The organism is Helicobacter sp. 23-1046, from assembly GCF_053654635.1.
Genome location: NZ_JBSIUS010000001.1, coordinates 306588 through 327344 on the forward strand (window position 1 = coordinate 306588; position 20757 = coordinate 327344).

The window sequence follows — 20757 nt, forward strand, 5'->3', positions numbered from 1 at the left end:
AAGGCGAATCTAACGCCATTTATGTGAATCGAGTGTGAATCTATCTTGTAGATTCACACAAATTTAAAAGGATTTTATGCCATTATAAGATAGTTTTATATACAAACGCGCTTCACAGCACAAACGGCGTATCCTGATACACACAGAAATTGAGCCAATTTGCAAATATCACACTTGAATCTGCCCGCCAATCATAGCGCACCGCGCCCTTATCGTCAAAATAATTTATCGGCGCGCTAATCTCTAATCCCTTTGCTTTATCGCGCTCATATTCGCCCTGCAATGTGAGTTTGCCATACTCGGGGTGTCCTAGCATAAAGATGTCTTTTTCATCTTTCAGCAAACTAACGCCAGACTCCGCGCCTTTTAGCAAAATATCTAAGTTTGATTCCCCCGCCACGCGCTCCGCCACTGCTTCATCTACGCCACTATACCTTGAATGCGGGATTTTCACAATATCGCCTAAACCCGATAGTAGCACATTTGGCGTGATGATAGAGTGCTCATAAATGCCTGAGAGCTTCGCACTTAGCGCGACTTTTGGGATTTTGTGGAAGTGATAGAGCCCCGCCATCGCCCCCCAGCAAAGATAGAGCGTTGAGGTGCATTGAGCGCGTAAAAAGTCCATTATCTCGCACAGCTCAGCCCAATATTTCACTTCTTCAAACTCCAAATGCTCGATAGGCGCACCTGTGAGTATCGCACCATCAAAATTGCGCCCCTTTATACTCTCAAAATGCACATAAAATTTATCTAAGTGGCTTTGTGGCGTGTTTTTCCCCACATAGCTTTGCGTGGTAAGAAGCGTGATATTGATTTGCAAAGGCGAATTTGCAAGCAATGATAAAAGCTGGTTTTCGGTTTGGATTTTGGTTGGCATTAGGTTAATGATGAGAATCTCTAATGCGCGAATGTCTTGGTGCTTGGCGCGCGCCGTATCCATTACAAACGCGCTTTTTTCTAACTCACTAAATGCGGGAATGTCCTTTGGGATAATGATTGGCATAAAAAATCCTTGTAAATGTAAATTGTCCCTGCAAATTTTACACATAATCGCATTATGTTTTGCTTAAATGCGATTTTAATGCAAAATTATGGGGATTTGGCATTACGATAGAGAATCTAGCACGATTCGCGCTCCCATAAAAGGCATATTGAGACTTTCTCTCACTGCCTTGCCTATAATCAAAATGCTTGGATTCTCACACATTTGCGCCATTTGTGGCAGTTCGCCTAGTGTGCCGATGATTGCCTTTTGGCTTGGGTGTGAGACTTGCGAGATAAAGGCAGCGGGGAGATTTGCGTCTATGCCCTGTGCCAAAGCCTCATCGCGTATGCGCTCCGCAAAGCTATGCGCCATAAGCACGATTAAAGTATAGGGCGAATCTTTTAGCCACGCAATCCACTCCGTGTGAAACACACTCTCGCGCAAATGCGCCGAAACGATAAGCGCACCCGAACTCACTCCACGCAAAGTCGGCGCAACCCCGCTATACAGCGCACCACAGAGACTTGAAGTAATCCCGCTGATATACTCCACCTCGACATTATGCGCGTGGAGGAAACTCGCTTCCTCCCACACACGCCCAAAAATCACAGGGTCGCCACCTTTGAGACGCCCTACGATTTTGCCCTGTTTGGCGTAATCTAGCATTAGTTCGTTGATTTGCTCTTGCGTGAAAGACGCCACTCCCTTGCGTTTGCCGACATTTACGCATTCAATGCCAAGCCCTTTGATATGAGAGAGAATCTCCGCGCCGATGAGATTATCAAAGAGCGCGACATCAAGCAAAGCAAAGGATTCAAGTGCGTTTAGCGTGAGAAGCCCAAAGTCGCTCGGTCCGCAACCGATGATAAGCACCTTGCCAAGCGCGGTTTGGCACTCTCTGGCAATGGCGTCTTTGTCGCTTTTGCTTTTGGGCGGGGCGATTTGGCGCAGATTTTTTAGGCGGTGAGATAGTGCAGAAATCGTGCGTGGCAAAATCGCGCTAATCTTATCGCGCAAGATTTGCGAGAGAATGGGGCTTGTGCCATTTGTGCTCACCATAACGCTCACATTTTCGCGCCTCACAATGCTCCCAAAATAAAAATCACACAAATTTGGCGTATCCACGACATTAAGCAAAAAGCCACATTTTTTACGCACACTATGCAAAAATGCGCCAAGTTGCGAATCGCCACTTGCGTCAATGATAATTTCAAAATTTTTTAGGGTGTCTAAATCGATATTTGCGTCAATGGTGCGGATTTGAAAAAGTGTAGAATCTGTGTTAGATTCTACACTTTTTGTCTCAAAATACGGCGTGAATCGCTTATCGGTAATTTCTTTTGCCCACACGCACACTTCCCATTTTGCGCTCATTAGCACTTCAAACTTCTGCCACGCTACCGCCCCCGCACCGATAAGCAAAGTCTTTTTTGCTATAAGCGCGATAGGCAAACTAAAAGATTCGTTAGATTCTTGCATTGCTATTTCTTTTGGATTATTCATTTAAATTTAAAGGCGTGATTATAGCTTAAATCCTTAAAATATAGCGAAAACATTGTGCTTAATTTACCCCACCAAATAAATATTAAACTCTCGTGGTTTGTTGATTTCATATTCAGTCTCAAGGTAGCCATTGCCTCTAATGTTTAAAATCTCATATCCCCAAAAGTTACAAACATCTTGCAAATAAGATTGCATAATTTTTTGTTTCTTATCGGCTGTCTCTTTATCTAATGCCTTATCCCAATGCTCTATTATCAAAACAAAGCGTTCAAATTTACCAATCAACCATTCTAAATCATTTATCCAGCAAAGCAAAGGATTACTAGGCGTATGCAACCAAAACATACTCTCATCAGTAGGTGTTTGAAAAGCAGTTTTCGCAGTGGCTACAAATTCATCATAAGTATGCAGTTTTGAGCCATCAAGTTTGACTACAAATAAATCATCGCTATCTTTCAAGGTAATCTCATCTAGGCTTTTTACCTTGTAGATTTTATTGTCCTTTTTGTCTTGCGTTGTGTATTTCATTTCGTGCAATCATAGCGCATTTGCATTTGTGAGCGTTAGCACATAAAGCATAAAAGGCGAACTTAATGTTTTCATTGTTGTCCTTTATTCAAAAGCAAATTTACAACCTTCACTTTAAGCTAACCCGCGATAGTCCAGCGATAAATTACTTCGACAAAATCGCCCTTTTGCGTGAAAATAGTGGCATCTCCGCTATCATAGCCACTGCCACTTACCCAAAGTCGCCCATTCTCCCAAATATACCAATTGCCTACGCCGTCATATTTTAAGCCCTCATCACAGCAGTAAGTATAGACATTGCCTTTGGGTGCTTTGTCCTTTGTCTTGTAATATAACCCAAAGGCTTCATCTATGCTTTTTGCCTTGATGAAATATTTTCTTAACCCGTCAAGTTCGCCTTCGTTATGAGTGTCGCTTACAATGCAGTTGTTGCTGCCATAAGTTTCGCCCTCAAAAATGCCTTCTTGATACCTCACGCCATCAACAATGCGGTGTTTGCATAAGTCGATAAATTCCAAGCCATTGTTTTCATCAACTTGCACTTTTGCGCTGTCATAAACGAGCGCATCAAGCGCAATAAAACCTTGTGGCGACACAATAAAGGACATATATTGTTTAGTCTCATCAAGCACTCTCTTTGCGTCATCATCGCTCAACGCTTCTGTAAATTTGCGAAAATCTTGCGTGGATTTATTGTTAGATTTGCCCGTAGATTCTTGTGAATCTTGTGATAAATCGCTAGATTCAACCTGTGAATCGTTAGAATCTATGCTTTGTGATTCGCGTGAATCTTTTGAATCGCCACACGCCACAAACGCAATCGACAAAACCGCCACCAAAAATAACAAACTTAATTTTTTCATTTTTTATCCCTTTTGTAAAAATTTTGATTCACGCCAAATTTAGCAAGTTTCTTGGTTTCGCATAATTTTAACCCTGCCATTACCTAAATCAAAAAATATATAGTAATCATCTGTGCAATCATCGGGGTGTTGAATGTGAATTTCTAGCGTTTTTTCATCTTTCCATTTATATGTGGTGGTATATTTTTCCACCCCTTCGCTAGTTAATTTATCGGTATGCGTGTGATTTTTCATCGGCAATTCGCTTAAAAGAAATTCTTTTATTTTTAAAGTCCAATAGTCATCATCTAGTAAAAGTCGCTGATAGGCTTGCTCTATATTTTTCGCTTCAATGGTAGCAATATCAGGGGACGAATCTAGCATATCACAACGCTCTTTTGTAATGCCCCATAATTTCATCAAAAAATCACAATCAGCTTTTTCCCACGCTAAACTTTTGGTAGATTTGCTTGAATCTATGTGCGAATCTGTGGTAGATTCGCTAGATTGCGCGTTTAAATCGCTTGAATCTCGCGCCAAATCGCTAGATTCAATCTGTGATTCGTTAGAATCTAGCGTTTGTGATTCGTGTGAATCCTTTGAATCCCCACACGCCACAAACGCAATCGACAAAACCGCCACAAAAAACATTACACTGAATTTTTTCATTTTTCACCCCTTTTTGCATTTTCACTAGATTCGCGTGAATCTGTGTGCGAATCGCCACTCTATATGTGTAATAAAGCATTTATTGTTCTACCACATTATCGCTTATTCGCTTGAAATAAGTGCATTTTAGTTCTCTTTTGTCGCTTTCTAAGAGATAGATTCTGACATTTGGATATTTTTCTGCTTCGTCCCAAAAAAATCTCCCATTCAAGAGAGTGATATAATTTTTGCCTTCAAACTCCATAACCCCATAAGATAATTCGCTTAATATAGGCATAAAACCAAGCTCATCTCCCATAAAGTCCAATCGTTGTGAAATTTTATTTGCTGGAAGAGCGTATGTGGTTAATGCCATACAAGCCTCCTCGCTGCTTATACAAATACTCTCTGTGGTTTTTGACCCTCTCAAATGTAAATCATCGCCATAGATTCTATCGCTTGCTTTTTCATCTAGCTTACCATTTTTATATATCCAAAGCACTCTAAAATAGCTCCCTATTGTGATAATTACCTTTTCTAATGTCCCATCATTATCAATATCAATCTGTCTTTCATAGCTATATGGGAAATTTATATATGGAGATTTTTCGCGAATGGCTTTTGCCACTTTATCTTTTTTAATTTCTCCATTTTTAGTGCAAAAAGTCTCAAAAAAGACATCTCTATTGTTTCGTGCAAAGGCACACAATCCTATACTAAATGGAGGTTTAATTGATGGTGAGATTTCTCTCCATTTGCTTAAATCATCTTTATATGCTCTTGCATATTCGCATAATTCTTTATTGTTAGAATCTAGCACCACCCCCAAGTCATTTAGCAATGTTATGGTTCTTTTTTGATATAAATGCTTTATGTCATCTGTATCAATGAGATTTTCTCTATTGCGGATAAAATCTCTTTGGGATTGCAAAATGCCTTTTAATCTCTTGTCTTTATCGCTAAAATTTGATTTTTTTAGCTCATAGATAAGCTGCGTATAAACTTCGCCCATATATCTATCCAAATTTTGCAATTCTCCGCTCTCATCACTGCATATCATTTTTTCTGTGTTGCTTTTTGCTTTGGCACAATCAAAGCTAGGTTTAGCCTTATCGCTAGATTCTGCATTTGCTAGATTTACACACGCTAAAAGACATAAACATATTTTTAAAATCTTTATAGTAATTTTTTGTTGCATAATTTATCTTTTACTTGCCGTTACAAATAAACTAACTAAAATCTTTGAATTTTTTTTCATTTTTTACCCTTTTTTACATTTTCGCTAGATTCGCGTGAGTCTGTAAATCATTGCGCGAATCAACCGTTTCACGCATTTTAGCGCAGAATTTTAAATCTCTTTACAGCCCCATTCTGGGTAATGTTCGCGGATAAATGCGTTGAGTGCCCTCTCTTGTGGGCTATATTTGCGCTTTGAATCCACCGCAAGATTTGTCGAATCGACATTTGATTCCACCACTTCGACAATCATTCCCGCGCCCAAAGTCGCGTTTGTGTATTTATCGATGATGATGAAGCTCCCTGCCACGCGGTTATTGTTGTAGGATTCAAGCCCCAAAGTCCTATCAAACTTCACCACACACCGCGCTATGTCATTTAGGTGCAAGTTATGCGCGGGGTGCTCGGTAAAGTCGTTTATGTCCTTTTTGTAGAGGATTTGCTCCACACTACCTTTGAGCGTGGAGGTGGCGCGTTTGATGACATAGCTAGATTGCAATTCAAGCGCGACTTCATCAAACCACACAATGTCCGCCACCACGCATTTGCCAAGTTTCAAACTATGCTCTTTTTTTGCGATAATATCGCCACGCGTAATGTCGATTTCATCTTCTAGCACAAGTGAGACACTCTGTGGGAATCCCGCGCTTTTCACTGCGCCTAATGCCTTTTTATCAAACTTTTTGCAATCCAAATCCGCAATATCTTGGCTTACAATCGCCTTAATTTTGCTTGTCTTATTTGATGGCAACGCCACGATACTATCGCCCACTTTGATTTCGCCACTCTCTATATTGCCACAAAATGCGCGGTAGTCCAAATTCGGGCGATTGACAAACTGCACGGGGAGAATGAAATTTTGACTTTGTCGCTTGTGAATCTTTGCGCTATCTAAAATCTCCATTAGCGATTTGCCTTTATACCACGCAATTTTCTCACTTTTATGCAAAATATTTTCGCCTTGCAGGGCAGAAATGGGGATAAAGTCAAAGACAATGTCGCTATGATACGCAAGTTGTTGGATAATAGCTTTGTAATCACGCACGATAGATTCAAAAACTTCATTTGAATACTCCATCAAATCCATTTTATTTACCGCGACAATGATATGCTTAATGCCAAGCAGACTTACGATATATGAGTGCCGTTTGCTTTGCGTTAGCACACCCTTTCGCGCATCAAGCAAAATCACGGCAATGTCCGCTGTGCTAGCACCTGTCGCCATATTGCGCGTGTATTGCTCGTGTCCGGGCGTATCAGCGATGATATATTTGCGCTTCTCTGTGCTAAAAAAGCGATATGCCACATCGATTGTGATTCCCTGCTCTCTCTCGCTTGAAAGCCCATCGACAAGCAACGCAAAGTCCAAATTCCCGCCTTGTGTGCCGATTTTCGCGCTCTCTTTTTCTAATGCGCTTAGCTGGTCTTCAAACAACGCCTTTGAATCATAGAGTAATCGCCCAATAAGCGTGGATTTGCCGTCATCTACGCTCCCGCAAGTGATGAATCTACATAACTCTTTGTTTTGGTGCTTTGCCAAATATTCGTGCAAAGTCTCGTGTGTCGCGTTCTTTTTCATTAGAAATACCCCTCTTGTTTTTTCTTTTCCATACTTGATTCCTCATCGCTATCTATGAGCCGTCCTTGTCGCTCACTCGTATTTGCTAGTAAAAGTTCCTCGATGATTTTTTCCAAAGTATCTGCGTTTGATTCTACCGCGCCTGTGAGCGGATAGCACCCCAAAGTGCGGAATCGCACCATTTCTTTACGCGCATTTTTGGCGATTTCGCTAGGGACACGCGAATCATCAATGAGAATCTTTGTGCCTTTATATGGGCTTACCAAGCGTTCTTTGGCGAAATACAGGCTAGGAATGGGGATATTTTCTAGTAAGATATATTGCCACACATCTAACTCTGTCCAATTACTTAAAGGAAAAACGCGAATCGATTCGCCCTCTTTGTGCCGTCCGTTGTAGAGATTCCACACTTCGGGGCGTTGATTTTTAGGGTCCCAGCGGTGATTTTCATCGCGGAATGAATACACGCGCTCTTTTGCCCTTGACTTTTCCTCATCGCGCCTAGCCCCGCCAAACACCGCGTCAAACTTATACAAATCTAACATTTGCTTTAAGCCCTGCGTTTTCATTATATCCGTGTGCATCGCACTTCCGTGCGTGAAAGGCGAAATGTTGATTTTATCGCCCTCAGGGTTGCTATACACGATGAGCTTCATTCCCACTTCTTTTGCGCGTTTATCGCGAAACTCAATCATCTCGCGAAACTTCCACTTCGTATCCACATGCACCAGCGGAAATGGCGGGACAGCAGGATAAAACGCCTTTTGGATTAAATGCAAAAGCACCGAGCTATCCTTGCCAATGCTATACAGCATAGCAGGATTGCCAAACTCCGCGACAACCTCGCGGATTATGAAAATTGATTCAGCTTCTAAAGCCTTTAAATGCGTGGTTTTGTTCATTGTTACTCCTTTGTGAATTTAATGTTTTGTAATATTTTATTAAAATACTACTGCAAATTTACACCAAATCAAAAATCAATGTAAAATCCGTTATATAAACTCGCTATATTTTAAATTTTTAATGTAATCGCTCATAAATTCAAAATCTGGCTTAAACTCACCATTTTCTTGCTTGGCTGGAAGTTTTATCATATGCTTTTCAAAATCTTTTTGCCTATATTGCCTACCAAATCTGTATCTAAATTTTTCTTGATTTAGCAAAGTTGCAAAAAATAAATTCACTTCTTTACTAAAACCACTTTGTTTTGGGAATAAAACTAAAATATTATCATCACAACCAAATGGATATGAATGAAAAAAGCAGTTTCCAAACATATCTATGGTAAGTTTATTCTCAAATATTTCAACTTCGTTCCCTATAAAGTTACTTACGCCATTGTCATTTTCCCCAGCTGTAACAAAACACAAAGCACCCTTGATTCTATCCTCCTCCGTGAGTCTATGCCCTCGTTTTACTTCAAAAATATCTATCATTTTAAATTCAACCCAAGAATTGAGATTTGACAACGCAATAACATTTTTTATACTCTTATTGTCTAAAAATTTTTTTTCTATTTTTTTTATTTTTAAAGTATCAATGTAAGAGTGCATAAATTCATAATCTGGTTGATTATTGATGCTTGGAAGTAAAATCTTTATACCAGGTATTTTATCCGTTGCATTTCTGCCATATCTAAATTTATATTCTTCTAAATTGATAATACTTGCTATAAAAAATAATGAATTTACACTTATATCCTCATATTTGGCAATAAGAACCTTAACCCTTGTAGCAATGTAATAATCATAAGGCTGGACATAAGCCTTAAAAGTTCCCCTATCTGCCAAAGATATTGTTTTTTTGCAATTAAATAAAGGATAATCATCTAAAAATTCGCAAAAATTTACTATTCCATTATTTTTATTGCTATGCCCGACAATAGGATAGTTTCCATTATTCAAAGTATTCATTATTAAGTCTTTTCCTGTTTCAATGGCAAATAAATCAGAAATTTTAAAATAGTCCCACTTTGAAAAATCAAACATTGATACCAACCTTTACTAAAAATCCTAAATATTCTCTCACTGTTTTTTCAAAATCCTCTTGCGTAAGCTGTGAATAATCCGTTTTAATATACGCTTCAGCAAGCCATTCATCTAAATGAGTAACCTTTTTTACTATACTTACGCCGTCAATTTGCTTTTTGAGTTGATAATTTTCTATCCATTCTTTTTTGATATTTTGCCATTTGTTAAATTTATCGATTCTACCTTGCTTTTTAGCCTTCACAAAACCATCATCTTTATAAAAACCAAAATAAGTAAAATTGCGTATATTGCTTTCTTTTAAAATCTCGTCATCGCTTACATTGAGATTCACATAATGTGGCGTATGTGTCTGCCAAAGCATAACGCAAGTGTTTGTATTTGCCTTGTTTGTGTAAAAAATATCATCAGGCATGGAAAATACGGCAAGCAAAGAATGCTTTTTAAACATTCGCTCTCTTTCTTCTTTAAATTTAGTGCCAATAGCGCAACTTAATGGCACTACCACACACACCAAACCTGACGGGGCGATAAGTTCGCAAAGCCTTTCTACAAATTCAAGTTCGCTTTTATCATTTTGTGAATAAGGCGGATTAAGCAAACCTACATTACATTTATCTTTTAAAGTGTCAAATTGTTTATCAAAACAATCACCTTGATAAATATTGCTTTTGCCGTCCCTTCTTATAATCATATTTGCATTTGCCAAAGTGTAAAGCTCTGGTTCAAGCTCTATGCCGTAAATATGTCCATTTTTTATTTCGCTAATTTCTTTTTCATTGGCTTGTTTTAGCATTAGCACCATAGCACTAACTAAAAATGAAGCCGAGCCACAACAAATATCAAGCACTTTGCTTTGTTTATTAACCCCTGCGACTTCACACATAAATTCTGTCAAATGTGCAGGTGTAAGCACTATGCCAAGCCCCTTACCATCTCCGCCCGTGTATCGTATAAATTCGTGGTAAAAAATCCCCAAAGCATCTAAATTTGAATGGGCGTGATTCATCATCGGTTTAATTTTAAGTTCAAGTTCTTTTAGATACCAATAAATTGAGCCATTTTCGTTAAAATCTTTGTTTTTTAGCTTTACATTGTGTTGCACTTCATCGATAGCGTTTTGTATGTTTTTGATTTTAGTATTTGTGAGTTCTGCCTTTTCTAACACATCATTTAGGGCAATTTTTAAATTACTATAAAGAAATTCAAAAGAATTTAAGCTGTGATAATCCCTTTCAAACGCTTTATTTTCAAGGGCAAGTAGAAGTCCAGCGATAAAAATAGGCTTGTGCCTTTCGCTGATTTTTGTTTCTCGCAGATTTTCGTGAAAATCAATAGCTATTTTTCGCACTTCACCCAAAGAAAAGGCTTTTGAGAGTTTCTCTCCCCGCAAAAGTTTAAGATAATTTAATGGGCTTAAAATAATATCTTTTGTTCTATCAAATATTTTTTCATCATAACTTTGCAATGCTTTTGGGAAGTATAAAGCTTTTGTTTTGATTTTATTTATATCTGTCCCAGCGACAGCTAATGCGACAACATTAAAACATTTTTGCAAAAACTTTGCATAGTAGATAACGCCATCAAGGGCATATTTTTTAGGCTTATTTAAGTTTACACTTTGCAAAAGATTTGTTTCTTTTTTGCATTCACAAACAAAAATCGTGTCTTTATCCTCGCTAAAAACGGCTATAAATTCAGGCATTCCTTGTCCACTACCCCCTTTTGTGAAGTCCTCAATCTCACAAAATTCAGGCTTACCACCAGCTTCGTTTAAGGCTTGATTGATAATCGTAAATTCGCTTGGCACTTTTTGTGCAAAAAGTTTATATCCATCATTTTGCCCTAAAACCGCTTCAAAGGCTTTTAATGTGAGTTGCTCTGTATTTCGTTCATTTGCCATTCTTGCTCCTGCTTGAAATAGTTATATTTTATCCTTAACAATTTTGCCATTCTAGCATAGATTTACATAAAATCAGCATTAGGGCCTTACCTAATATAATGCGCCAATCTTGCCAAACTCCGCGACAACCTCGCGGATTATGAAAATCGATTCAGCTTCCAAAGCCTTCAAATGCGTGGTTTTGTTCATTTCTCATACTCCACTTAAAATCTAAATTTTAAAAGCGCAATTTTAGCAAAAAATTTGTGCGTTTTAGATTTGTGGGGGTTTTTTAGATTCGCAAGATTTGAATCAAAAATGTGTTTAGATTCGCGTGAATCCTTTGAATCGCCACGAGATTCACGCGTCATTATAGCAAACCTACTCACACGACATTTTTAGCTGTGAGCTGTGGATATAGCCATAGATTGCTTCTTGTGGTTTTTTGGCATTTGGCGGGAGGTAAAAGACTTTTAACCACTCATTTTTTGGGAGCGATTTTGGCATATTCTCGGCGAGTTCAGCAAATGGATATTTCGCCCATATAATCTGTGCTTTTTCCGCAGAGCAGCGCATATCACTTGCCTTAATCTGTGCGATAATCTTGCCCTTTGGTGTATCGCGTAGATTTATAACGCTATCTTTTGAGCCGTATTTGAGCGATACATACTCATCATTTGCGCCCCATTTATAGACTTTGCTTAAAGGGCTAAAATCTATAAGCGTGGCATAAGCACTACTTCCTGCTTCGCCCTCGCCGATAAACTCATAGTCTTTTAGTCGCACTTTTGCGCGAATGCCATTGCCACCTAAATGTGTATTGACAATCTCTTTTGGTAAATCGCTAATTGCCCTAATCTTTATGCCATAAGTGCGACTATCTTGCAGATTCCAAAACTCTAATTCAACCTTACTGCAATCCCATTTTTGCATCCTCTCATCAAAAACCGCGCCTTCATTTTCCAATGCACTATCGCAAAAACTATATGGCAAAAACGGCAAACCCACATTTTCATCGGGGTGAAAAAACACCACAAATGACGCTGTATCAACTTCTGGGCTTCCTATTGCGTATCTGCTCGTAATCGCGCCTGTAAGCTCTACTTCGCCACTAAAACAGCCAAGATTATAAACGCCATATTCATTTATTTCTTTGCAATCTACGCGTTGTAGCGTGTTTAGCGTCATTACGCCCTTTTTGCTTGTAAATGGGGCGCAATCATCGCAAAAATAAGGCGGATAAGAATCACTGCCAAACGCCACCGCGCTAAAAGTAAATGCAAGTGCCAATAAGATTTTGCTTACATTTTGCATTTCTCACACTCCGTTTAAAATTTAAATCTTAAAAAGCGCAATTTTAGCGAAAAATTTGTGTGCTTTTAGATTCGCAGGGTTTGAATCAAAAATGCGTTTGGATTCACACCACATTCACGCAAAATCTAAAATCACAGATTCACGCGTAAATCTTGCAAATCCATTATGCGTTTAATTAAAAATACTCTCATCTAAATTTTCAAACTCTTTTGGGCTATACTTTTTTATCTTACAGCTCACACTTGCGCACTTATCTATCCCAGATTCATAACGGCACGAGTTTTCGCAATCCTTAGTAAAGTAGTGCTTTGCTTTGGCTAAATCCCGCCCTACATCTTTACCGCCCACATAGCCTCCCCAAAGATACATTTGTGCCAAACGCATACAATCCACACCCAAAGCACACGCCTTATCATAGTAATGCAAAGCTTGTTTTTGATTGACAATCTCAGGCATACTATAATTCTCATCATAAGCTTTGGCAAATTTATCGCACACAACGCCACTTTGCAAATCATCACAACCCGCCTTAAAATACTCAAGCATATATTGCTTTCGCTCCGCTTTGTCGCCTCTATCATCAAGTTCGGCTTCTATACGCGCCAAAGTGGCAAGATATTCAGCGTCTTTTATGTTAAGTTTGCCTTGAATTTTGGCATTTTTAAGCACTAAATGCAGCATTTTGCCAAACTGCCTTGCCACCGCATAATCTTGCATAGGTTTATAAAAATAATAAAAAGCCGCCCCTTGCATACAGCTTTGAGCATTGCCTAAATCGCAGGATTTTTGCGCTAGGGCTTGAAATTTGGGTGCATAGATTTTATCAACCTCTCTATCGTATTTTCGCACATCTTCTATGTAGTCATTACTCCAACTCACCAACAAGCCATAGTAAAAAGAAGTAAGCATAGCACAGCTTTTGGCGTCATTTATTTGGCAGTCATTTTCGTATTCGCCGATAATTTCATCGCGTGCTGATGATGCCATTTGCAAGATTTTCGGACTTAAAGAACCTGTTTGATAAGAGAGTAAATCCAACTTTTCAACATAATATGAGCTTTTTTCCTCTTTTGGCAATGCTAACACTGCGCGGATATACTGCTGTGCTGTTTTGTCGCGCTCATCGCAAGATTGTGGGACAATATAACTAAATCTATTACACATAAACCAAAAATCGTCCATAAAATCCCACAAATCACTAGGCGATGGCTCTTTTAACTCGCTAAGTTCAATCTTTTTTAGTTCAAAACAAACGGCTTTGTTGTCATAGTAGCGACATTCTTCTTCAAGCGAGCCTTTGAGATTAAAATCCGTGTCTTTTTGTGCAAATTCCACGATTTTGGCACAAGCATTTGGCATAAGCGAGTTCACCTTAACACACGCCCTTATATAATGCTCTAAGGCTCTATCAAGATTGCCAGATTTTTCCTCTAACTGCGCAAGTTCAAGGCACTTTGTATCGTCCTCATATCGCTTTTTGGTGGCTCTGTTGTCATCGCTGTGTATTTCATCATAATAGCAACGCTCAAACAATTCTTTTTTATTCTCACAAGCACTAAACATAAATACCACACTTGCACCCAAAGCTATAAATTTTACAAATTTCGCTAATTTTTGCATTTTGCCCTCTTTGAATCTAAAATTTTAAAGCGCAATTTTAGCGAAAAATTTATGTGCTTTAGATTCGCAGGATTTGAATCAAAAATGCGTTTAGATTCGCACCACATTCACGCGAATCTAAATCACATATTCGAGCGCGAGTCAATCATCAACGCCTTCACAACCATCAGAATCTCTATCAAAATCACACTCATCTAACTTTTTAAGCTCTTTTAGACTCATTCTTGTTATGTTGCAGCTCCAATGATTTTTTTTGCAAGATTCATAGCCGTTGCGACAGAAGCTTTCGCAATCTTTGGCAAAGTAATGCTTTGCTTTTGCCAAATCTTTTTTGACTTTTTCCCCGCCTACGATTTTGCCAAAAAGATAGATTCGCCCCAAATCCACACAACCTTCGCCCAAATCACACGCCTTGTCATAATAATGCAAAGCCTGTTTTTGGTTGATAAGCTCACGCATACCAAAGTTATCAATTTCCTCTCCCTCCTTGCGCTCATCATAAAAATATCCAAAATCCAAACAAAGCCAAGCATTTTGCAAATCCTCACAACCCACCTTAAAATAATCCAACACAAATTGTTTTTTGGTATTTGCCTCATCATCAGTTTTGCTTTCCAAATGCGCAAGCGTTACAAGGGGAACAATCTCGTCCCTATGGAGAAAACCCCTGCGTTTATAAGTGTCTGTAAGCATTAAAGCCACCTTTTTGCCATACTGCCTTGCCAGCGTATAGTTTGATTTAGGCTTATAGTTATAATAAAAATACGCCAGATATTCACAGCTTTTTTGCCTACCCAAATCACAAGCCTTTTTAGCTGCTTTTTCAAATTTATGCGGATAGATTTTATCAGCTTGGCTTTCATAAGTGTCCTTGCCAAAGTCATAATAGCGTTTGCTGTCCTTAGTCAAAAATTCAGTATAAGTATCACTTAGCGCACTGCAACTTGTGGCATTATTGTCATCGCACTCTTTTTCGAGTCCATCTATCAGCTCATCTCGCCCCGCACACGCACGCTTTGCAATGCGTGAATCCACACCCTCAAAACGACAAAATGCATCTAAACTCGAAATGTAATCAAAGTTTTCCTCTTTGCTTTTTTGCACATAGATAACCACATATTTTTCTATCAATTTGTCGCGCTCAATGCAGGCTTTGGGTAGATTTCGCTTACATATTTCATCAAACTCTCTTACAAATTTCCACGCACCAAAATACTCATTAAACTGCTCCTCCCTTATCAATTTAGCCTTTTGATACTCAAAACAAGCATTTTTGTTGTCTTCCCAACTTCCATAACACAATTTGCCAAAAAACTCCTCTACATCATATCTTTCACAAGAACTACCACTCTCATCTTCTTGGCACTCTTTAAACACCATACCACGACCGCGCTTTGCTAACTCTGCCACTGACTTAGCCAAATACTCACAAGCACTATCTGGTGTATTTGCCTTGCACGCCCTTGCATAGTGCAATATCGCCTTTTCTAAATCATCTTTTTCCTCTAATTGTGCGAGTTTGAAACACTGCGAATCGTCTTTTTGCTTTTGCTCTGCGCTTCTGTTGTCATCGTTAAAAACGCTATAATAGCATTGATTATACAGCTCCTCTTTGTCCGCACAAGCACAAAAGGCTATGACAAACAACAAAAACACGATATTTTTTTGCATTTTTCACGCTCCCTTTGAATCGAAAAATTTAAAACGCAATTTTAGCGAAAAGATTATGCGTTTAGATTCACGCGAATCTAACACAGATTCGCGCCTTTATCGAATCTAAAATATCCATTTATTTATCTTTTCTCCGCATTTTACCAAAATACGATATACCCCACGATAATGCCAAAAAGAATAACAAAATAGGCAAAGTCCATATCAAACTTATCGTTAAAATATACCCACAAACCCAAATCGCACTCTCATCTAACAAGTATCTATTTCTATCCCTAATATCCTCATAAATAAAAAGGCAAAATGGCGCAAAACAAATGGCACACCAAACGAGAAAAATGACTATTTTGCGTCTTGCAAATAGCGTGATTGCAAGCATTACAAAAAGCTCACACGCGATGATTTCTTCGCCCCGCATTTAGAATCCCAATAAAATATCTATAATCTTTAAAAGCGCAATTTTAGCGAAATTCATATTTGAGATTTTTGCCATTTAGGATTTGGAGCATTTTTTTATCCTCGCATTCTTTGGTGATTGAGATTGCGCTTTTTTTCTTGTTGTTTTGAGCGTTTGGATTTGCGCCTTTTTTGATAAACAATCTTGCAATATCATATCGCCCTACATTCTCCACGCCAATTTCCTCATACAATTCCTTATCATAAGCAGAAACCTCACAATTATCTATCACTGCTCTTATAAGCGCAGTATTGCCCTCATTATCTTTTAGATTCACATTTGCACCTTGTTTTATGAGCCACTCATTTATTTCAACATCCCAACTTTGCATTAGCACACTCTTCCTAGAATCATTTGTAGCATTGATATTTGCACCATTTTTTAGCAAAAATGCAGCCATATTTTTATCGCCATTTTTTACCGCTTCAAAAAGCGGTGGCTTACTTTTTCTATCCCCATTTAGGACGCCATTGACATTTGCGCCTTGCTTTATCAGCAACTTTGCAATGTCATAATGTTTATGGCTCACAGCGATACTAAGCGCGGTGTGGTTATTATAATAATCCACAAAGTCAATCTCTGCGCCATTTTGAAGCAAAATCATAACCAAATCTCTGCGCCCCAAATATGCCACACGCCACAGTGGGGAAAATTCTCTATCTAGCGCGTTTGGACTCATTCCCTGAGACAAAAGAAACCTAAACATTGCTTCATCGCCAAATTCCACTGCTTTAATCATAATGTCGTTATTAAAAATCTCTTGTGCATTTTGTCCTTGCGCTTTTTTATTTTCAATAAGTAGCTCTGCCATTTTAATGTCGTTATAAAAAATCGCAATGCCTAATGGTGTGTAAGCCTGCCCAAAAAACCCGTGAAAAATCCCATCATAAAAGGCGCATTGTCTGCACGACATAGGTTGGCAGAATGCTTTGGCGTATTTGGGCGCAAGTTTAGAGTGAAGTAGCTTTTGTGTTTTTTTGTAATTGCGCGAAATCACGGCATCAAAGAGTGCTTGATAGTCCGTCTTATCGCCACGATAGCCCTCGTTAAATTTATTGCAATCTTTGAGTAAATCTATAAAACGCGATTCTGCATAGCGCAATACTTCTTGCTCATTCTTATTAGATAACATTTGTATTTCTTTTTCTGTGAAAATATTTGGCTCGGCGAATGCCACTTGTGAGCTAAAAATCGCCACTATGGCTAATCCTAAAATTTTACCTACATTTTGCATTTCTCACACTCCGTTTAAAATTTAAATTTTAAAAAGTGTGATTGTAGCGAAAGATTTGTGCGTTTTAGATTCGCGCAAATCCTGTCAATCTATTCTCATTCATAATCACCAAACACGCCACAAAATCTAGCAATTTTAAACATTACAAATAATGCAACGCTCCAACATATATGCCACCAAAGCACAAACTCTACAAGAAAAATCAACTTTGCATAATCATTGCTATATGCCACTATGCCCATAATGCAAAGTGTAAGCGTAGCAATACAAAAAATAAACTTTTGAATCTTCATACTTTTGAAGCGCATTATGAAGAATTGCGCCACAAAAGCACATATTGCGCTAAAAATAGCATATAATGGCACTTTGAAAATCAAAAAATATAGCAAAAATATTATAATCGCACCACACGCGCCTTTGTAGCTCTTATCATAGCTGACAAAAATAACCGCACTAACAAATCCGCAACATATCGTCAAAATATCATATATAATGGAATGGTGGTTTGATTCAAATGGTGCGAATCTCGCGCCTACAATCACAATGGCAAAACACAAACTAGCAAAAATTATGCTATAAATTTTATATGATATGTTTTGCATTTGAATCCTTTGTATTGTTTTGGATTCGCGTGAATCTCGCCTAATGTTGCTGATATTTTTTTCTACACAATTCACGCAAGTTATCAAGCAAGATTCTTTTATCTTTGCCATTCGATTCAGGGCGCAACACTTCCCACCATAAAAATCCATTTAACCTCTCTGCCTTAACGCCTTTAAGTTTCGCACAAAGTGAGTGAATATCAAAAATCTCGCCATTGTATTCTAATCTACCATTTGCGGTAAGGTTTGCGCTTTTATCGCTACCTTTGATATAGAGTGTCTCGCCCACTTGCAACAATCCGCATTCTATCAAATCCACAAGATTCACACGCAAGGGCTTTTCATCAAACTTTGCCCTTGCAATATCGCTATTTTCAAATACTACGCTATCTATGCGCTTTTGCCCTGCATTGATATATTGCTCGTTTTGCTCGCACATTATGTAGTTTCGCCCAAGTCTTTTTGCCACTGACGCAGTTGTCATAGAGCCACCAAAAGGGTCTAACACAATGTCGCCCAAATTGCTACTAATAGCGATGATTTTATACAGCAAGGCTTCGGGTTTTTGTGTGCTATGGAGCTTCTCGCCACGCTCATTTTTTAGTCGCTCTGCCCCACTACATACAGGGATTTTCCACACTGAACCAAGCTGTTTTCGCACGCTTTTGGTAAAATCAACAATGTCGCTATTTAACTCTTTTGCGGTTTTGTAGTGAAAAGTGTAGCGACTTTTTTTGCTTTTTGTCGCCCAAATAAGTGTCTCGTGGGAGTTATTTAAGCGTGTTCCCATAAAGTTTGGTGTGGGATTGCTTTTGTGCCACACAATGTCATTGATAAACCAAAAGCCCAATTCCTGCATAATACCACCAATCGTGTAAATGCACTGCATTGCGCCGATAGTCCAAATACTACCATTTGGTTTTAAGATACGCCGACACTCCGTAAGCCACGCACGAGTAAAATTGTTGTAATCTTGTGTTGAGCTAAATTGATTATCCCATAAATCATTGCAACCATTAAAATCACTACCCTCAGGGCGTTTAAGCACTCCATCCACACGCATCCAATACGGCGGGTCGGCAAAAATCAAATCAATACTATCATTTGGGATTGTTTTTAACAACTCCAAGCTATTGCCGTGTAGGATTTGGTTTAGGGGGAGGGGTGGTTGCATTCACACAATCCTAAATTTCGAGCTATTTTTACAAAAAATGCTATTGTAGTTCAAAATATCGCTAAAGCCAAATTCCCATAATAAAAACTCGCTTCCGCGCTTTTCAAAAAATAGCGTGATGACTTGCTTATTTGTGTGAATGCTCCATTGTCTCATAGGATAGTAAAGCTGACGAAAAGAAAAAATGTTAGGAAAAATCAATACAAAAATTCAATAAGTCGCCACACATATTCAGTTTGTTAGATATATACCATAGGTATAACCTTCCAAATATGCTTGCATAGCATCTTTATGTCTAACCGTCCCTGCCTGACTTTCTGGCAAATGGCTTAAATCAGTTTTTGTCGGTTGATTGTTTAGGGCATCTAGTAAGCCATCAACATACGCACAACCTGCGCATTTATGTCTGCCACCCGCTTGATTGTTTTGGGCTGGTGCTAAATCTAAAAATTGTGGATAATGTCTATGTTGCTTATTGCAGAGCATAATATCTCCTTATATTATAAAATAAAAGGAATAGTGTATCGTATTTATGCTAAAAGAAACATAAAAATGCTTTATTGTTTCAGCAAAAACTTCTTATTAACAACTCACTTACCTCGCCCCTTTTGTCGCCTTTGCAGTTGATTGCGCGTCTTGCTTTGATTTCGATGAGTTCAAAATCTTTGTAAAGTTCGCGGATAAATTCTGTGTTTGAGTTGCTTTGCAAGACTTTCACGCCCTTAGATTCTAAAATCTTAAATGTTTCACAAAGCCTTATTTGTTCGCTTTCCAAAAAATTATCCGTATAACTCACAAAACTTGAAGTCTTATTAAGTGGAAAATATGGCGGGTCAAAATACACAAAATCGCCTTGTTTTGCGCTTTCACACGCGCTAGCAAAATCTGTATTGAGAATCTCCACTCCCTGCAAGGTATTATGCGCGTTTAAAATCAAGTCCTCATCATAGATTTTAGGATTTGTATAGCTCCCCATTGGCGTGTTAAACTGCCCTTTGGCGTTGTATCTGCATAGCCCATTAAAGCAGGTTTTATTAAGGTAGATAAACCGCGCAGCGCGAAACACGCAATCCAAACTTGCAAAATCCGTGCTTCTATCAAGGTTACGGATTGTATAAAAAGATTCTTTGTTGTGATTTTCTTGCAATGTTTTTAATTCGCACAAAACTTCATTTGGGTTGCTTTGAATCGCCTTATACGCGTTTATTAACTCGGTATTTTTATCGCTTAAAACTACCTTTTTTATGGGTTTCAAATGTGGGACATTTGCGCTAAAAAACCTTTGATTTTGCAAGGCAAAAAAGAGCGCACCACCGCCCACAAAGGGCTCAAAATACGCACTAAAATCTTTTGGCACAAAAGGCAAAAGATTTTCTAAAAGCCCAGCCTTTCCCCCAGCCCATTTGAGAAATGGCTTTGCGACTATCGTGGCAAATGGATTTTGGTGTGAATATAGTGCTTTGAATCTATCGCTAGAAATTGTCATATTTG

At 38.6% G+C, this 20757-nt stretch carries 20 protein-coding genes and 1 pseudogene; all 21 read right to left on the minus strand.

Going from position 1 to position 20757, the window contains the following annotated elements:
• Positions 1–112: 112 nt before the first annotated feature.
• Positions 113–1006, minus strand: coding sequence for a homoserine O-acetyltransferase/O-succinyltransferase family protein (locus ACWIUJ_RS01445; protein ID WP_454168491.1), 894 nt, complete (start codon positions 1004–1006; stop codon positions 113–115).
• A gap of 102 nt (positions 1007–1108) precedes the next feature.
• Positions 1109–2467 (minus strand): uroporphyrinogen-III C-methyltransferase, encoded by a 1359-nt coding sequence (gene cobA, locus ACWIUJ_RS01450; protein ID WP_454168492.1) that lies wholly within the window; start codon positions 2465–2467, stop codon positions 1109–1111.
• A gap of 87 nt (positions 2468–2554) precedes the next feature.
• The gene (locus ACWIUJ_RS01455) at positions 2555–3019 is read right to left on the minus strand and encodes a hypothetical protein (protein ID WP_454168494.1); all 465 of its coding nucleotides are present in this window, start codon (positions 3017–3019) and stop codon (positions 2555–2557) included.
• Positions 3020–3138: 119 nt separating this feature from the next.
• Positions 3139–3882 carry a hypothetical protein gene (locus tag ACWIUJ_RS01460; protein WP_454168496.1) on the minus strand — a complete coding sequence of 248 codons (744 nt, stop codon included), beginning with the start codon at positions 3880–3882 and terminating at the stop codon, positions 3139–3141.
• A 39-nt stretch (positions 3883–3921) separates the two neighbouring features.
• A complete protein-coding gene (locus ACWIUJ_RS01465) occupies positions 3922–4530 on the minus strand; it encodes a hypothetical protein (RefSeq protein WP_454168498.1) in 609 nt (202 codons plus the stop codon).
• A gap of 79 nt (positions 4531–4609) precedes the next feature.
• Positions 4610–5707 carry a lysozyme inhibitor LprI family protein gene (locus ACWIUJ_RS01470; protein WP_454168500.1) on the minus strand — a complete coding sequence of 366 codons (1098 nt, stop codon included), beginning with the start codon at positions 5705–5707 and terminating at the stop codon, positions 4610–4612.
• A gap of 150 nt (positions 5708–5857) precedes the next feature.
• Positions 5858–7324, minus strand: coding sequence for a sulfate adenylyltransferase subunit CysN (gene cysN / locus ACWIUJ_RS01475; RefSeq protein ID WP_454168502.1), 1467 nt, complete (start codon positions 7322–7324; stop codon positions 5858–5860).
• Complete coding sequence (cysD, locus tag ACWIUJ_RS01480; protein WP_454168504.1) at positions 7324–8226, minus strand: sulfate adenylyltransferase subunit CysD; 903 nt, start codon at positions 8224–8226, stop codon at positions 7324–7326. Before cysD ends, cysN begins: the two co-directional genes overlap by 1 nt.
• Before the next feature lie 90 nt (positions 8227–8316).
• Positions 8317–9312, minus strand: a complete 996-nt coding sequence (locus tag ACWIUJ_RS01485) for a restriction endonuclease subunit S (protein ID WP_454168506.1) — start codon at positions 9310–9312, stop codon at positions 8317–8319.
• Positions 9305–11215, minus strand: a complete 1911-nt coding sequence (locus tag ACWIUJ_RS01490; RefSeq protein ID WP_454168508.1) for an HsdM family class I SAM-dependent methyltransferase — start codon at positions 11213–11215, stop codon at positions 9305–9307. Before ACWIUJ_RS01490 ends, ACWIUJ_RS01485 begins: the two co-directional genes overlap by 8 nt.
• Positions 11216–11308: 93 nt before the next feature.
• Positions 11309–11404 (minus strand): annotated as a pseudogene (locus ACWIUJ_RS01495) (sulfate adenylyltransferase subunit CysD); the annotation flags it as partial.
• 171 nt (positions 11405–11575) lie between these two features.
• On the minus strand, positions 11576–12508 hold the full coding sequence (locus tag ACWIUJ_RS01500) for a hypothetical protein (protein ID WP_454168510.1): 933 nt from the start codon (positions 12506–12508) through the stop codon (positions 11576–11578).
• A 171-nt stretch (positions 12509–12679) separates the two neighbouring features.
• Positions 12680–14128, minus strand: a complete 1449-nt coding sequence (locus tag ACWIUJ_RS01505; RefSeq protein WP_454168512.1) for a hypothetical protein — start codon at positions 14126–14128, stop codon at positions 12680–12682.
• Positions 14129–14269: 141 nt separating this feature from the next.
• A complete protein-coding gene (locus tag ACWIUJ_RS01510) occupies positions 14270–15799 on the minus strand; it encodes a hypothetical protein (protein ID WP_454168514.1) in 1530 nt (509 codons plus the stop codon).
• Positions 15800–15917: 118 nt separating this feature from the next.
• The gene (locus tag ACWIUJ_RS01515) at positions 15918–16217 is read right to left on the minus strand and encodes a hypothetical protein (RefSeq protein ID WP_454168516.1); all 300 of its coding nucleotides are present in this window, start codon (positions 16215–16217) and stop codon (positions 15918–15920) included.
• A 43-nt stretch (positions 16218–16260) separates the two neighbouring features.
• Entirely contained in the window at positions 16261–17490 is a 1230-nt protein-coding gene (locus tag ACWIUJ_RS01520) for an ankyrin repeat domain-containing protein (RefSeq protein WP_454168518.1), read from the minus strand.
• Between the two features lie 95 nt (positions 17491–17585).
• Positions 17586–18092: a hypothetical protein gene (locus ACWIUJ_RS01525; protein WP_454168520.1), complete on the minus strand. Its 507-nt coding sequence runs from the start codon at positions 18090–18092 to the stop codon at positions 17586–17588.
• 40 nt (positions 18093–18132) lie between these two features.
• The gene (locus tag ACWIUJ_RS01530; protein ID WP_454168522.1) at positions 18133–19266 is read right to left on the minus strand and encodes a DNA methyltransferase; all 1134 of its coding nucleotides are present in this window, start codon (positions 19264–19266) and stop codon (positions 18133–18135) included.
• Positions 19267–19467, minus strand: coding sequence for a DUF6997 domain-containing protein (locus tag ACWIUJ_RS01535; protein WP_454168524.1), 201 nt, complete (start codon positions 19465–19467; stop codon positions 19267–19269).
• Positions 19468–19497: 30 nt separating this feature from the next.
• The gene (locus ACWIUJ_RS01540) at positions 19498–19752 is read right to left on the minus strand and encodes a hypothetical protein (RefSeq protein WP_454168526.1); all 255 of its coding nucleotides are present in this window, start codon (positions 19750–19752) and stop codon (positions 19498–19500) included.
• A gap of 79 nt (positions 19753–19831) precedes the next feature.
• Complete coding sequence (locus ACWIUJ_RS01545; protein WP_454168528.1) at positions 19832–20752, minus strand: DNA adenine methylase; 921 nt, start codon at positions 20750–20752, stop codon at positions 19832–19834.
• Between the last annotated feature and the right edge of the window lie 5 nt (positions 20753–20757).

Coding starts and splice junctions, on each gene's coding strand:
- ACWIUJ_RS01445 (WP_454168491.1), bottom strand. CDS start 1,006: ATGCCAATCATTATCCCAAAGGACATTCCCGCATTTAGTGAGTTAGAA.
- cobA (WP_454168492.1), bottom strand. CDS start 2,467: ATGCAAGAATCTAACGAATCTTTTAGTTTGCCTATCGCGCTTATAGCA.
- ACWIUJ_RS01455 (WP_454168494.1), bottom strand. CDS start 3,019: ATGAAATACACAACGCAAGACAAAAAGGACAATAAAATCTACAAGGTA.
- ACWIUJ_RS01460 (WP_454168496.1), bottom strand. CDS start 3,882: ATGAAAAAATTAAGTTTGTTATTTTTGGTGGCGGTTTTGTCGATTGCG.
- ACWIUJ_RS01465 (WP_454168498.1), bottom strand. CDS start 4,530: ATGAAAAAATTCAGTGTAATGTTTTTTGTGGCGGTTTTGTCGATTGCG.
- ACWIUJ_RS01470 (WP_454168500.1), bottom strand. CDS start 5,707: ATGCAACAAAAAATTACTATAAAGATTTTAAAAATATGTTTATGTCTT.
- cysN (WP_454168502.1), bottom strand. CDS start 7,324: ATGAAAAAGAACGCGACACACGAGACTTTGCACGAATATTTGGCAAAG.
- cysD (WP_454168504.1), bottom strand. CDS start 8,226: ATGAACAAAACCACGCATTTAAAGGCTTTAGAAGCTGAATCAATTTTC.
- ACWIUJ_RS01485 (WP_454168506.1), bottom strand. CDS start 9,312: ATGTTTGATTTTTCAAAGTGGGACTATTTTAAAATTTCTGATTTATTT.
- ACWIUJ_RS01490 (WP_454168508.1), bottom strand. CDS start 11,215: ATGGCAAATGAACGAAATACAGAGCAACTCACATTAAAAGCCTTTGAA.
- ACWIUJ_RS01500 (WP_454168510.1), bottom strand. CDS start 12,508: ATGCAAAATGTAAGCAAAATCTTATTGGCACTTGCATTTACTTTTAGC.
- ACWIUJ_RS01505 (WP_454168512.1), bottom strand. CDS start 14,128: ATGCAAAAATTAGCGAAATTTGTAAAATTTATAGCTTTGGGTGCAAGT.
- ACWIUJ_RS01510 (WP_454168514.1), bottom strand. CDS start 15,799: ATGCAAAAAAATATCGTGTTTTTGTTGTTTGTCATAGCCTTTTGTGCT.
- ACWIUJ_RS01515 (WP_454168516.1), bottom strand. CDS start 16,217: ATGCGGGGCGAAGAAATCATCGCGTGTGAGCTTTTTGTAATGCTTGCA.
- ACWIUJ_RS01520 (WP_454168518.1), bottom strand. CDS start 17,490: ATGCAAAATGTAGGTAAAATTTTAGGATTAGCCATAGTGGCGATTTTT.
- ACWIUJ_RS01525 (WP_454168520.1), bottom strand. CDS start 18,092: ATGCAAAACATATCATATAAAATTTATAGCATAATTTTTGCTAGTTTG.
- ACWIUJ_RS01530 (WP_454168522.1), bottom strand. CDS start 19,266: ATGCAACCACCCCTCCCCCTAAACCAAATCCTACACGGCAATAGCTTG.
- ACWIUJ_RS01540 (WP_454168526.1), bottom strand. CDS start 19,752: ATGCTCTGCAATAAGCAACATAGACATTATCCACAATTTTTAGATTTA.
- ACWIUJ_RS01545 (WP_454168528.1), bottom strand. CDS start 20,752: ATGACAATTTCTAGCGATAGATTCAAAGCACTATATTCACACCAAAAT.